The 13,031-nt window shown below is 64.8% G+C and carries 14 protein-coding genes; 9 read left to right on the forward strand and 5 right to left on the reverse strand.

What is annotated here, in order from left to right:
- Positions 1-9 precede the first annotated feature (9 nt).
- From A7A09_RS03105 to nanR, 3 genes are read left to right on the forward strand one after another with little or no spacing between them, the layout of a single operon-like run.
- Positions 10-1,032: a Gfo/Idh/MocA family protein gene (locus tag A7A09_RS03105; protein WP_106690062.1), complete on the forward strand. Its 1,023-nt coding sequence runs from the start codon at positions 10-12 to the stop codon at positions 1,030-1,032.
- On the forward strand, positions 1,029-2,786 hold the full coding sequence (locus A7A09_RS03110) for a D-apionate lactonase family protein (protein WP_106689985.1): 1,758 nt from the start codon (positions 1,029-1,031) through the stop codon (positions 2,784-2,786). The genes A7A09_RS03105 and A7A09_RS03110 overlap by 4 nt, the downstream gene beginning before the upstream one ends.
- A gap of 49 nt (positions 2,787-2,835) precedes the next feature.
- Complete coding sequence (gene nanR / locus A7A09_RS03115) at positions 2,836-3,558, forward strand: transcriptional regulator NanR (RefSeq protein ID WP_106689986.1); 723 nt, start codon at positions 2,836-2,838, stop codon at positions 3,556-3,558.
- A gap of 141 nt (positions 3,559-3,699) precedes the next feature.
- Here nanR and A7A09_RS03120 read toward each other — a convergent pair whose 3' ends face one another.
- On the reverse strand, positions 3,700-5,076 hold the full coding sequence (locus A7A09_RS03120; protein ID WP_106689987.1) for a four-carbon acid sugar kinase family protein: 1,377 nt from the start codon (positions 5,074-5,076) through the stop codon (positions 3,700-3,702).
- Positions 5,077-5,158: 82 nt separating this feature from the next.
- Here A7A09_RS03120 and A7A09_RS21760 point away from each other — a divergent pair, with 82 nt between their 5' ends.
- The 5 genes from A7A09_RS21760 to A7A09_RS03140 all read left to right on the forward strand — a co-directional run bounded on the left by A7A09_RS21760 (position 5,159) and on the right by A7A09_RS03140 (position 9,226).
- Positions 5,159-5,368, forward strand: coding sequence for a hypothetical protein (locus A7A09_RS21760; protein ID WP_281277352.1), 210 nt, complete (start codon positions 5,159-5,161; stop codon positions 5,366-5,368).
- Entirely contained in the window at positions 5,338-5,988 is a 651-nt protein-coding gene (locus tag A7A09_RS03125; protein ID WP_281277354.1) for a phosphogluconate dehydrogenase C-terminal domain-containing protein, read from the forward strand. Before A7A09_RS21760 ends, A7A09_RS03125 begins: the two co-directional genes overlap by 31 nt.
- A 172-nt stretch (positions 5,989-6,160) precedes the next feature.
- Positions 6,161-6,475, forward strand: coding sequence for a DMT family transporter (locus A7A09_RS03130; RefSeq protein WP_106689988.1), 315 nt, complete (start codon positions 6,161-6,163; stop codon positions 6,473-6,475).
- 195 nt (positions 6,476-6,670) lie between these two features.
- On the forward strand, positions 6,671-8,509 hold the full coding sequence (gene ilvD, locus A7A09_RS03135) for a dihydroxy-acid dehydratase (RefSeq protein WP_106689989.1): 1,839 nt from the start codon (positions 6,671-6,673) through the stop codon (positions 8,507-8,509).
- A 120-nt stretch (positions 8,510-8,629) separates the two neighbouring features.
- Positions 8,630-9,226 carry a pyridoxamine 5'-phosphate oxidase family protein gene (locus A7A09_RS03140; RefSeq protein ID WP_106689990.1) on the forward strand — a complete coding sequence of 199 codons (597 nt, stop codon included), beginning with the start codon at positions 8,630-8,632 and terminating at the stop codon, positions 9,224-9,226.
- Positions 9,227-9,360: 134 nt separating this feature from the next.
- Here the strand turns inward: A7A09_RS03140 and efp are convergent, their stop codons facing one another.
- Positions 9,361-9,924: an elongation factor P gene (gene efp, locus A7A09_RS03145; protein ID WP_106689991.1), complete on the reverse strand. Its 564-nt coding sequence runs from the start codon at positions 9,922-9,924 to the stop codon at positions 9,361-9,363.
- Positions 9,925-10,273: 349 nt separating this feature from the next.
- Here efp and A7A09_RS03150 point away from each other — a divergent pair, with 349 nt between their 5' ends.
- Positions 10,274-10,600, forward strand: coding sequence for a DUF6280 family protein (locus A7A09_RS03150; RefSeq protein ID WP_042251710.1), 327 nt, complete (start codon positions 10,274-10,276; stop codon positions 10,598-10,600).
- 96 nt (positions 10,601-10,696) lie between these two features.
- Here the strand turns inward: A7A09_RS03150 and A7A09_RS03155 are convergent, their stop codons facing one another.
- The 3 genes from A7A09_RS03155 to A7A09_RS03165 all read right to left on the reverse strand — a co-directional run bounded on the left by A7A09_RS03155 (position 10,697) and on the right by A7A09_RS03165 (position 12,797).
- Positions 10,697-11,281 (reverse strand): cytochrome b/b6 domain-containing protein, encoded by a 585-nt coding sequence (locus A7A09_RS03155; protein ID WP_106689992.1) that lies wholly within the window; start codon positions 11,279-11,281, stop codon positions 10,697-10,699.
- On the reverse strand, positions 11,281-11,736 hold the full coding sequence (locus tag A7A09_RS03160) for a c-type cytochrome (protein WP_106689993.1): 456 nt from the start codon (positions 11,734-11,736) through the stop codon (positions 11,281-11,283). Before A7A09_RS03160 ends, A7A09_RS03155 begins: the two co-directional genes overlap by 1 nt.
- Positions 11,737-11,894: 158 nt before the next feature.
- Positions 11,895-12,797 (reverse strand): DUF533 domain-containing protein, encoded by a 903-nt coding sequence (locus A7A09_RS03165; protein WP_106689994.1) that lies wholly within the window; start codon positions 12,795-12,797, stop codon positions 11,895-11,897.
- Between the last annotated feature and the right edge of the window lie 234 nt (positions 12,798-13,031).

Consider the following 13,031-nt stretch of genomic DNA (forward strand, 5'->3'; position numbering starts at 1 on the left):
ATGGACGGAATGCTGAGGATCGCCCTGGTCGGATGCGGCTTTTTCGCGCAAAACCAGCTGCATGGATGGGAAGACCTAGACGGAATCGAGGTTGTCGCGCTGTGCGACCGTGACCGGGCCAGGCTGGACGCAATGGGGGACGCGTTCCGTATCGCGCGCCGCTATACCGATGCCGCCGAGATGTTTGCCGATGGCGGGTTCGACGCGGTGGACATCGCCACGACGGTCTCCTCTCACCGCGCCCTGGTCGAGATGGCGGCGGATGCCGGGCTGCACGTGATCTGCCAGAAGCCTTTTGCGCAGACATTGACCGATGCCCGCCACATGGTCGAGGCCGTGGAGCGGGCGGGAAAGACCCTGATGGTGCACGAGAATTTCCGCTGGCAATTACCGGTCCGCGCCGTCATCGAGGCGCTGCGGGGCGGAGCCATCGGCACGCCCTTCTTCGGGCGGGTGTCGTTCCGCTCGGCCTATGACGTGTTCTCGGGCCAGCCCTACCTCGCCGAGGGTGAGCGTTTCATCATCGAGGATCTGGGCATCCATATCCTCGACATCTCCCGCGCCCTGTTCGGCGATGTGGACCGGATCACCGCCACCACCCGCCGGGTCAATCCCCGGATCAGGGGCGAGGATGTGGCGACCATGCTGCTGTCTCATGCGAGCGGGGTGACATCGGTCGTCGATTGCTCTTACGCGACGCGGCGAATGCCCGAGACCTTCCCCGAAACCTTGATCGAGATCGACGGGACCGGGGGAGTGCTGCGGCTGGATGTGGGCTATCGCCTCACGATCCAGAAGGACGGCGGCACCGAGAGCCGCGATGTAAGCCCGCCGCTTTTGCCCTGGGCGGAGAAGCCATGGCACAATATCCAGGAGAGCGTGGCGATCATCCAGCGGCATTTCACCGAATGCCTGCGCGCTGGAACCCAGCCCGAAACCTCGGGACGCGACAACCTGCAGACGCTCGCCCTGGTCGAGGCTGCGTATCGCTCGGCGGCAGAGGCGCGCAGCGTCGATCCGGGTGAGTTATGAGTGATCTGCACGCCCTATACGGCACGGACACGCCGCCCGAGGCTTTCGAGACCGTCACCCATGGCGATGTCGGTTTGACCCTGCAGGGTGGCGCCTTGCGGCATATCCGGGTGAACGGGGTCGAGGTGATCCGCTCGGTCGCCTTTCTCGTGCGGGACCGGGACTGGGGCACGATTGCGCCCCGGTTGGGACCGGTCGAGCGCGAGACGGCCGGGGCGCTGCGCGTGACCATCCCGATGCGTTTCGATACCGCGACCGGGCGGCTGGAGGTGGCGCTGAGCGTCGAGATCACCGGGACGGGCCTGCGGGTCTCGGCGCAGGGCCGCGCGACGGGCGGGTTCGAGACCAACCGCGCGGGCTTTACCGTCCTGCACCCGATAGACGGCGTGGCCGGGGCTCCCGCCACCGTCACCCATTCGGATGGCACGCGGGAGTCCGGGCATTTCCCGTTGCTGATCGCGCCATGGCAGCCTTTCAAGGACATCGCCGCACTGGAGCATGTTGCGGGCGGCCTGCATATCCGCTGCGCCTTCACCGGCGATGTGTTCGAAATGGAGGATCAGCGGCAATGGGGCGATGCCTCCTTCAAGACCTATAACCGGCCGCTCGCCCTGCCATGGCCCTACCGGCTGGAAGAAAGCGAGACCTTGTCGCAATCGGTCGCGATCACATGGGAGCGGGCAGCGGAGGCCGCGGGCCCTGCTGCGTGGGAGGAGCCTCCGGCGAACCCGGTATTCCCGCAAATGGCGCTGGTCCTGACTGCCGAGGATGCCCGACGCGCCGATGAGGTGATCGAGGCTGTCCGTTTCGCCGGTCCTCAGCGGCTGCTTTGCCATGTCGATGCCGCAGCGGGGCCGGTCGGGCCACAGGTCGCCGCTTTCGCGGCGCTGCAATCCGTGCTGGCCGGGCCGTGCTATGACCTGGAACTGATCTGCCGTTTCGACGGCAGGCAATCGCCCGAGGAGGAATTGGCCGATCATGCCCGCGCCGTCACCGATGCCGGGCTGGCCCTGTCATCGGTCTTTGTCTGTCCTTCCGTTGACCGGCAATCTACACCTCCGGGATCGGAATGGCCGGATTGCCCGCCTCTGGACCGGGTCCATGCTGCGGCGGCCGATGCCTTTCCCGATCTCCCGCGCGGCGGCGGCATGGCCAGTTTCTTTCCCGAATTGAACCGGAAGCGTCCGCCATCGGGGATGCTGGATTTCGTCACGCATGGCCTGTGCCCCATCGTCCATGCCGCCGACGATATCTCGGTGGTCGAGACGCTGGAGGCGGTGCCGCATATCGCCCGCTCGGCTCGTGCCATCGCGGCGGGACGCGGGTATCGCATCGGCCCGGCCAGTATCGCCATGCGCCAGAATCCTTATGGCTCGCGCACCATCCCCAATCCCGATCTTGACCGGGTCTGTATGGCCGATGACGATCCCCGGCATCGCGGGGCTTTTGGTGCGGCCTATACGATAGGGCTGGCGACCGCGCTGGCGCCCTTTGCAGCCGATGTCTGGACCCCGGCGGCGGTCTTGGGTCCGCGCGGGCTGACTGGCCCGGACGGCTTTCTGCCGATCGCCCATGCCCTGCGCGCGCTGGCAGGAAGCGCCGGGCAACCCGTCCACGAGGCGCGGATCGCGGACGGGATGGCCATATTGCATCTGGGCGGCGGGATAGTCCGCGCCAATCTGACCCCGCGCGCGCAAGACGGCCTGCCTGCGTTTGGCTGGGGTGCAGAGGGAAATTGTGGACGGGACGGATAGGGTTCAGTTATCACCACAGCAGACCAGTCACAGCGGAGATGGAAACGGGATGATCGGCGCCCCAGGCAGCAATGACGACAAGATCGTCAGGAGGAAACTGTCCGACCAGGTCCTGGAGCGCCTGCATGACATGATCCGCAGTCACGAGTTGAAACCCGGCGACTACATGCCCTCGGAGCGCGCGCTGATGGACCGTTTCGGCGTCGGCCGCCCCGCCGTGCGCGAGGCGCTGCAATCGCTGCATAACAACGGGCTGATCACCATCAGCCATGGCGAGCGTTCGCGTGTGAACGAGATCAACCCAGCCACGGTCCTGCACCAGTCGGACGAGTTGGCGCGGCTGGTCCTGAGTTCAGCGCCGGGGAACCTGGATCACCTGAAACATGCCCGGCAGATGTTCGAGATGGGAATGGTGCGGGTCGCCGTCGAGAAGGCGACGGCAGAGGATATCGCCGAACTGCGCGAACTGGTCGAACGGCAGCGGGAGGAATTGGGAAACGCCACGGCCTTCATCTCGATCGACATGGCGTTTCACCGCAAGCTGGCCTCGCTGTGCGACAACCCGATCATCCTGTCGGTCTCGGATGCGATGCTGGGCTGGCTGTTCGAATACCATGTCAGCCTGCTGCACCGCTCGGGCAGTGAAGAGATTACCTTGCTGGAGCATGCCAAGATCGTCGATCATATCGAGGCGCGCGACACCGCCGCCGCCATCGAAGAGATGCGCCGCCACCTGGAACGCTCGCGCGTGGCCTTCGAGCGGCAGGGGTGAGGAAGGGTTGCGTCCCGCGATGGCCGGGGGCGTGCGCCGCCCCCGTCGCCGGCTGGTTCTCGAACCAGTGGCGCACCAACCGGCGACCCCCTGCGGGATATTTGAATGAAGAAGAAGGCCTGCCGTATAGAAGACCGCGTCTTACCGGGGGCCGCCGCCGTCGCGAATCCAGCCGAAATAATCCTCGCTTCCCATCTGGCCGCCCTTCAGCGCGATCTCCAGCCCGTCATGCGGGTTGTCCCCATGGGCCGTGCAAAGTGCCGCGCCAGGGATGGTCGGGGCCTTGGCGACCAGCGCGGCCAACCCGAGTTGCCGCATCCCGTGGCCCGAGGTGTCGCCGCCCGAGATGACCGCCCGGCGGATGCCGGTCGCCCGCAAGACCCGGTCGAGAATGCGGCCGAGTGCCTCGCCTATGCGGCGGTTGGCGGTTGTCGCGTCCATCCCGCTTTCCGCCAGCGCCTCGCGATAGCGGGCGATCTCGGGGCCGTCGTAACCGCGGGCAGAATGCACCAGCGGGCTTTCCCCGTGCCCCGCCGCGTTCGAGGCGGCTTCGACAAGGCGGTTTTCTTCGGCTTCCAATATCTCGGCAGGCCCGCAGACGGTGGCGGCGTCGAAGCCCAGCAAGGCGAAGCCGTTCCGTCCTGCCCAGTCCAGTTGCCGCGCGGTGACCGGCGATACCGAGCCCGAAACCGCCACGATCCGGTCGACCCTGCCTGCCGAGCCGATTTCTGCCGGGGGTGGCAGAAGCCCGCTTTGCTGCCAATGCCGGACCAGCGCATATTCGACGCCTTGACTGCCCGCGACGAAGCCCAGATCCGCGCGGTTGCGCCAGATCAGCTCTCCCGCGGCGGCCTCCGAGGCGGGATCGATACAGTCCAGTGACAGGATGCGGGTGCCATCGCGGAGCAGGTCGCTCAACCGGGCCTGCGGATCCGATGCCAGCGCCTCCAGGTCGATCAGCCCGCCGGGCAGGCTGGTCTGCGCGGACAGGTGCCGCAGCAGGTCGGATTCCGTCATCGGCGTCACCGGGTGATGGGCCATGACCGGGTGCCGGTCCAGCCGCGATACCCCGTCCGGCCCGCCGGCGAAGAGATGCCCGAAGGCCTGGTATCGCCGCATCAGGGGCGCTGCCGTCAGCAGGGGCACGGCGCGGGCGGGGCGGATGCCGAGGCCGATCTCGATCGCCCGGCCGATGGAGCCGGTATCGGGCGACGAATCGAAGGTCGAGCAGATCTTGTAATGCAGGATTGGCGCGCCTAGCCCATGCAGCCAGGCAAGCGGGGCGGGCAGGTTTTCGGCCATCCAGTCTGGCCCGTGGCTGCGCGCGGTCGAGGCGATGCCGATGCCCCGGCAGTTCCCGAAACGGGCGGCAAGGCGATCGCCGGGAATATCGGTGAACAGGACCGATGGCAGCCCCGCGAAAGCCAGGACCTCCATCACCGCCGCCGAGCCGGTGAAATCGTCTCCGAACCATGTCACCCAGGGCCGTTGCCCGTTCGCCGCCTCTTTTCCGCTCATCTCGTCTCCGCTCTCTTGACTTGTATGTATCATTATTATCTTATCATACCAGTTAAGCAAGCAATTCGAGGGATGAGAAGGAATGACCAAGGTCGCTCTGTTCGGTGCGGGCGGGAAGATGGGGCTGCGCCTGTCCTCCAACCTGGCGAAGACCGATTTCGAGACATGCCATGTCGAGGTCAGCGAAGACGGCGCGCCCGATTGCGGGAGGCGTTGGGGCTGGAATGCGTCGATCAGAAAACCGCGCTGGAGGGTGCCGAGGTGGTCATTCTCGCGGTTCCCGACACGGTGATCGGCAAGGTCGCGGCCAGCGTCGTGCCCGAGGTCGCGGCAGGGACCATGGTCGTGGTGCTGGATGCTGCGGCACCTTTCGCCGGCCATCTGCCCGAGCGCGAGGACATCACATATTTCGTCACACATCCCTGCCATCCACCGATCTTCAACAATGAGACCACCGAGGAAGGCCGTCGCGATCATTTCGGCGGCGTTGCGGCCAGGCAGGGCGTGGTCAATGCGCTGATGCAGGGCCCGCGCCACCATTACGAGCTGGGCGACCGCATCGCCCGCGCGATCTATGCCCCGGTGGCCCGAACCTACGAAGTCACCGTCAGGCAGATGGCGATGCTGGAGCCGGGCCTGTCCGAAACCGTTTGTGCCTCTCTGCTCAGCGTCATGCGCGAGGCGCTGGACGAATGCGTGCGCCGCAGCGGGGTCAGCCATGAATGCGCCCGCGACTTCCTGCTGGGGCATATGAATATCCTTGGCGCGGTGATCTTCGAAGAGCGCGAGGGGGCCTTCTCGGATGCCTGCAACAAGGCCATCGAATTCGGCAAGCCGGTGCTGATGCGCGACGACTGGAAGCGCGTCTTCGAATGGGACGAGATCGCCGCCAGCATCAAGCGGATCACTTGAGCCCACCGCCCGCTCGGGTCTCCGCGTGGATGGGCCGCAACACCATCTGCCGGGTTTGCGCTCCGCGCCCTTGACCGGGGCGGGGCGAAAGCCTAGCTCCATGCTCCGAGGACGACCTCCCCATCATGGGCAGCATCGCCGGGACGGCCCGGCCCCTGTCACGAGGCTTTCCATGCCCTGGCTCACCCTCACCATCGCCGGCCTTCTTGAAATTGTCTGGGCCACCGCGATGAAGCAATCCGACGGCTTCACGAAACCCTGGCCCACCACCGTCATGGTCGTGGGCATGATCGCGTCCTTCTGGCTCCTGGCCATCGCCATGCGCCAGCTTCCGCTCGGCACCGCCTACATGGTCTGGACCGGGATCGGCGCCGTTGGCAGCTTCATCCTCGGGATCATCCTGATGGGGGAGCCGGTCACCCCGGCCCGTCTTTTCGCAGCCGCCCTCATCCTCGCCGGGATTCTCGCCATGAAAATGGCATCCTGACCCGGCCCTTCTTCTTCACGACAATATCCCGGGGGAATCCGGCCCGGATGGGCCGGATGGGGGCAGGGCCCCTGAACCTTCTGGAACACAATCCCGTCATCTGACGACAGAATGCACCCTTGAATCCCTCGCTTCAGGTAATTTCCTTCCGCTGCAAGGGGTGATAAGGAAAGTCGCCAGCAAAGGAGATCCGCCATGCCCGCCTATCGTTCCCGCACCACCACCCACGGCCGCAACATGGCAGGCGCCCGGGGCCTGTGGCGTGCGACCGGGGTGAAGGACAGCGATTTCGGCAAGCCGATCATCGCTATCGTGAACAGTTTCACGCAATTCGTGCCCGGCCATGTGCATCTCAAGGATCTCGGCCAGCTCGTCGCGCGCGAGGTCGAAGCTGCGGGCGGCATCGCCAAGGAATTCAACACCATCGCCGTCGATGACGGGATCGCGATGGGCCATGACGGGATGCTCTATTCGCTGCCCTCGCGCGAGATCATCGCCGATTCCGTCGAATACATGGTCAACGCGCATTGCGCCGACGCGATGGTCTGCATCTCGAATTGCGACAAGATCACGCCGGGCATGCTGAATGCCGCGATGCGCCTGAACATCCCGGTGGTCTTCGTCTCGGGCGGCCCGATGGAGGCCGGCAAGGTCGTGCTGGAAGACGGCAAGGTCAAGGCGCTGGATCTCGTCGATGCCATGGTCGCCGCCGCCGATGACAATGTGTCAGAGGCCGATGTGCAAGCCATCGAACGTTCGGCCTGCCCGACCTGCGGCTCCTGCTCGGGCATGTTCACGGCCAATTCGATGAACTGCCTGACCGAGGCGCTTGGCCTGTCGCTGCCCGGCAACGGCTCGACCCTGGCGACCCATGCCGACCGCAAGCGCCTGTTTGTCGAGGCGGGGCACCTGATCGTCGATCTCGCCCGCCGCTATTACGAGGGCGAGGATGCCAGCGTGCTGCCGCGCTCGATCGCCAATTTCAACGCCTTCAGCAATGCCATGACGCTGGATATCGCCATGGGCGGCTCGACCAATACCGTTCTGCACCTGCTGGCCGCCGCGCATGAGGGCGAGGTGGATTTCAGCATGGGCCATATCGACAAGCTGTCGCGCAAGGTGCCGGTGCTGTGCAAGGTCGCGCCCGCGAAATCCGACGTGCATATGGAAGATGTCCACCGCGCCGGGGGGATCATGGCGATCCTGGGCGAGCTGGACCGGGCGGGGCTGCTCGATACCTCGGTCGGCAATGTCCATGCCGGCACATTGGCTCAGGCGCTGGACCGGTGGGATGTCGCCCGCACCGATTCCGCCACGGTCCATGATTTCTACCGCGCCGCGCCGGGGGGGGTCCCGACGCAGACTGCCTTCTCGCAGGACCGCCGTTATGACGCTGTGGATCTGGATCGCGAGGCCGGGGTGATCCGCGATGCCGAGCACGCATTCTCGAAGGATGGCGGGCTTGCGGTGCTTTACGGCAATCTTGCCGAGGATGGCTGCATCGTCAAAACAGCGGGCGTCGATGAATCGATCCTGAAATTCGAGGGTTCCGCCCATGTCTTCGAAAGCCAGGATTCCGCCGTGTCCGGTATCCTGACCGGCAAGGTCAAGGCGGGCGAGGTCGTGCTGATCCGCTATGAGGGACCGCGCGGAGGCCCCGGCATGCAGGAGATGCTCTATCCGACCAGCTACCTGAAATCCAAGGGGCTGGGCAAAGCCTGCGCGCTGGTCACCGATGGCCGTTTCTCGGGCGGCTCCTCGGGCCTGTCCATCGGTCATGTCTCGCCCGAGGCAGCCGAGGGGGGCACGATCGGGCTGGTCGAGCAGGGCGACCTGATCCGCATCGATATCCCAAACCGGACCATAGAACTGGCCGTGGACGATGCCGAACTGGCCCGCCGCCGCGAGCTGCGCGAGGCCGAGGGCTGGAAGCCCGCCGAGCCTCGCAAGCGCAAGGTTACCACGGCCCTGCGCGCCTATGCCGCGATGGCGACCAGCGCGGCCAAGGGAGCGGTGCGGGTCATTCCCGAGTGATTGTCCACCCAAGTCCTCGCCCGGTTGTCATTGCCCCTTGCGCTTTGCAGCCGGGGCAGTGATGCTGGCTTCCCGGATGTTGGAAAACCTGCCGGAGACGGCACAAAGGGAGCAGACCTGATGACTCCGGAGCAGCTTCGCGAAATCTACGGGGATCCCTCGCCACGCGCCGCCGTGAAGGTGATCCGGAAATTCGACCGGCATTGCCGCCAGTTCATCGAGCATTCGACCTTCCTCGTGCTTGCGAGTTCGGATGGAACCAATCTGGATGTGTCGCCCAAGGGAGATCCTGCCGGGTTCGTCGCGGTCGAAACGGATACGACCCTGCTTTTGCCGGATCGTCCGGGGAACAATCGCATCGATGGGCTGATGAATATCCTGATGCATCCCAAGGTGGCGCTTCTGTTCATGATCCCGACCGTGGGCGAGACCCTGCGGGTCAACGGCTCTGCCGAAATCTGCGCTGACCAGGCGCTTTGCGACCGGTTCCAGGTGAACGGGCGCAGTCCGAAAACGGTCCTGAGGATCACGGCGGAAGAAATCTTCACGCATTGCGGCAAGGCGCCGATGCGCGCGGGCTTGTGGAAACCCGAGACATGGCCCGACGCGCGCCCGGTTCCGTCCCTGAACGAAATGATCAGGGACCATGGAAAGGTGGCAGTGGAGTCCACCGAGCAATCTGCCGTCGAGGACAGGTACCGGCAGACCCTCTACTAGCCCGGCCGGGTTTCAGGTGGCCCCGCTGGTCATCGCCTGACTGCAACGGGCCCGACCCTGCTGCATGCGACAAAAAGGCGCAACACCCGCAGGTGTTGCGCCTCGTCTGGTCTGACACTGCCGAACGGCCTGTATCAGGCGCGTTCGCTGTATTCGAACAACTCGATATTGACGATGATATCCTCGTCCTGCCCGATGAAGGGCGGCACCATGACACGCACGCCATTGTCCAGAACGGCGGGCTTGTAGCTGTTGGCGGCGGTCTGGCCCTTCACCACCGGCTCGGTCTCGACGACCTTGCAGGTGACCTTCTGGGGCAGCGAGACCGACAGAGCCTCTTCGCCGTAATACTCGATCGTGGCGGTCATGCCGTCTTGCAGGAAGGGGCGGCGCTCGCCCAGCAGGTCGGCGTCAAGCTCGGTCTGCTCAAAGGTCTCGCTATCCATGAAGACCAGCTTGCCATCGCTTTCATACAGGAATTGCTGGTCTTTCTGGTCCAGCCGGACACGCTCGACCTTGTCTTCGCTGCGGAAACGCTCGTTCAGTTTGCGATTGTCGCGCAGGTTCTTCATCTCGACCTGGGCGAAGGCGCCGCCCTTGCCGGGCTTGACATGGTTGACCTTGACGGCGGCCCAGAGGCCCCCGTCATGCTCCAGCACATTGCCGGGTCGAATTTCATTGCCGTTGATCTTTGGCATGGAGGCACTCTTGGGACTGTTGCGGGAATTTCCGTCCAGGCATTGAACGGCGTTGTGCCGCCCCTATATCGGGACCGACGCCTCTAGGCAACAAGTTCGGAACCGCACGGATGTCAAGGCGATTTCCCCCCTTCGCTCAAGGGCCGGATCCCGCCGAATGCAGCGGGAATGTCACAATTTTCCACGAGTTGCATGATATGCATGGCAGATATGTGCTAAGGGGAATATCGAATCGACGGCATAACGTCTAAGTCAACGTCACCGTCGGAGAAACGGAATTGATAAGAAAGGCCTGCGCTTGGCCTGTATAAATGGTCATGGCAGAAGGCCATAGAAACGGAAAGATGTTATGCGCGACTTTGTTGATGGCTCCGCTTTCAATTTCGAACAAGGCCAACGTGCCCGCAAGCTGTTTGCGGCTGTCGTGCTGGCTGCGCTTGATGATGCGATTGCAGATGACAAGAAATATGGCAACGGGCCAGAGCAGATTGCCCGTTGGGCCCGTTCGCGCGATGGCCGCGAGGTGCTGAGCTGCGCCGGGATCGACCCGAATGAACGCGTGGTCAAGGGCTTGATGGAATTCGTCTCCAAGGGGGTCCGCACCTCGGTTGCGCTGTCCCGCGAGGAAAGCGAGCGCCGCATGGCCGCCGAAGCCGAAGAGGCCGAAGCCGCCTGATCGTCCGCTCGACCGGATCATGAGGAAAAGGCCGCCCGAGGGCGGCCTTTCTCGTCAGGGCCGGGTCTGCGCCCTGCCTGTCGCCTGTCGCCCCGCCTATCGCCGGCGCACCCATTTCCAGCCTGTCAGCATCGGCCGGATCAGGTCCTCGTTCTTCCAGACCCGGTAGAACAGGATCGCCGCGATATGCAGCAGGACCAGGATCAGGATGATATCGGCGCCAAGCGCGTGCCAGGCATCGGCCTTTGTTGCGATATCGCTGCCGACCGTGCTTGCCAGCGGACCGACATTCACGAAATCCTCGGGATCCGAGATCAGCCCGGTTCCGACCTGCCAGATCAGCGCCAGCAGCATGGCGATGACGGCCAATGCGCCAAGCGGGTTGTGGCCGGGCCAATGGCTGGGCTGGCGCTTGCCCATGTCGCGAAGATAGCCGGTCACGGCGCGGGGCCGGTGCAGAAGGCTGGAGAAGCGGGCGCTTTCGGGGCCGACAAGGCCCCAGACCAGCCGGAACAGCAGCAGCGCCGCGATCGTGTAGCCCAGCCAGAAATGCAGCGTCATGATGTCGGGACCGAACTTGCCCAACAGCCAGTTGGCGATCACCAGCACCGCGAGCAGCCAGTGGAACGCCCGCAAGGCCGGATCCCAGATCCTGGCGCGGCGGGCCTGATCCTCAACCATCAGTCTTTCTTGCGGTAATCATCGTGACAGGCCTTGCAGGCTCCGCCCAGCTTCTGGACGACCGGGCCGATATTCTCCTGTCCGCCCATGACGGCGTCGCCCGCACCGGCTGCCGCTTCACCGAGATCGGCGAATTTCTGGCCGAAATCCTCGGGCTTTTCCCAGATGGCGGGCAAGGCGTCGGAATCGTCGATCTCGCCATTGGCCGTGCCGTCCAGGAACAGGGCGGGAACCGTATATTTGCTGAGGGCTTCGAGATTGGCGCCCGCGGTCGAGGCGGCCGCCTCGTCATATTCGATTTCGCCCTTTGCCATGCCGGCAAGCGTGCCCATGTTGATCGCCAGCATCTTCATGAAACCGTGACGCGCCTCGATCGCGTCCTCGGCGGCATCGGCCTGGGCGAGCAGGGGAAATGCGGCAATTGCGGTCATCGCTGTCAGGGAAATCAGGCGCATAAGAGTTCCTCGCTATATGCTGGGTCGCTTCAATGGCCTCCGGCAACCTTTTCCGGAAGATACGTAATTTCATCTTGTCAGAGGGTTACGCGGCAATCAATCGGGGCAGGGGCCGTTCACGCTTTTGCTATCTGCGTGAGCGGCCCGGTTCTTCGGGATCAGCTGTAAAGCCGCGTGGTGCCGACCTCGTCATGGATCTGGTTGACCGTCTCGCGCGGCAGACCCGTCGCCTCGGCCAGCGCGTGCAGGTAGCGGGCCTCTTCCTCGTTATCCAGGTCGATGGCCAGAAGGGACATCAGGTAGACCTGCGCTTCCAGCCCCTCGGGAACCTCATGCGCCAGTGCCGCGGCATCGACCGGGGCGGCCATCTGTTCGCGGATGAACTGGCGCTCCTCGTCATCCAACTCGTCGCCCAGGTGACCAAGCAGGCGCTCTTTCTCGGACTCGTCGATGCGGCCGTCGGATTTGGCGGCCTGGATCATCGCCTTCAGCATCAGCCCGGCGGTGGCGTTCTGTTCGGGGGTGGGAGCGGTTTCGGGCTCGTCACCGCGCGCCAGCGAATCGTTGAAGAGCTCGCCGAAGCTCGCGTCGTTGCTGGGCTGCGAATCCTTGCGCGCCAGTCCGCCCGTGGCCGCGCCGGCGGCGCCGCCCGCCGCCGCACCGCCCAGCAATCCGCCGAGCATGTCACCAAGTCCGCCCGAACCGCCTGACGCGCGTCCGCCGCCGGTCAACTGGCCCAGCATGCCACCAAGCCCGCCGCCGCCGCTTCCGGCGCGGCCGGTCAGGCCGTCGAGCATTCCGCCAAGGCCGCCCTGGCTGCCGGGCGACCGCGCCCCGCCCGCGCCGCGGCCGCTCAGGACCTGCCCCAGCTGGTCGGTGATGCTGCCGCCGCGCTGGCCCTCGACATTGTTGCCAAGCAGATCGCCCAACAGCCCGCCGCCCGAGCGGTTCGTGGACGACCCGCCCCGGGCGCCTTGCTGGCGGCTTCTCATGACGGCACCGACGCCTTTCGCCAGCATGACCCCGGCGGCGACCTTTGCGAGAGATTTCATCAGGCTCATGATTCTGTCCTTTCGGCTTGGAATGCGGTTAACGAATACGTCGTTCAGGACGTGAACGCCGGCGGGTGGGACGGGGTTCCCGGAGCGAGTGGGGAAGCTGTTGCGACAAGACGAAAAAATGCACGGTCAAAGCGGCTTTCCTGCCCTTGATTTTTCCCCTGCGGCCTTATACATCGCGGCGCACGTTTTAACCGGGGCCGTTTCATGCCATGCCCCGCGATCAGGAGGCCCTAG

The organism is Paracoccus methylarcula, assembly GCF_003007735.2.
In the GTDB taxonomy this organism is placed as follows: Bacteria; Pseudomonadota; Alphaproteobacteria; order Rhodobacterales; family Rhodobacteraceae; genus Paracoccus; species Paracoccus methylarcula.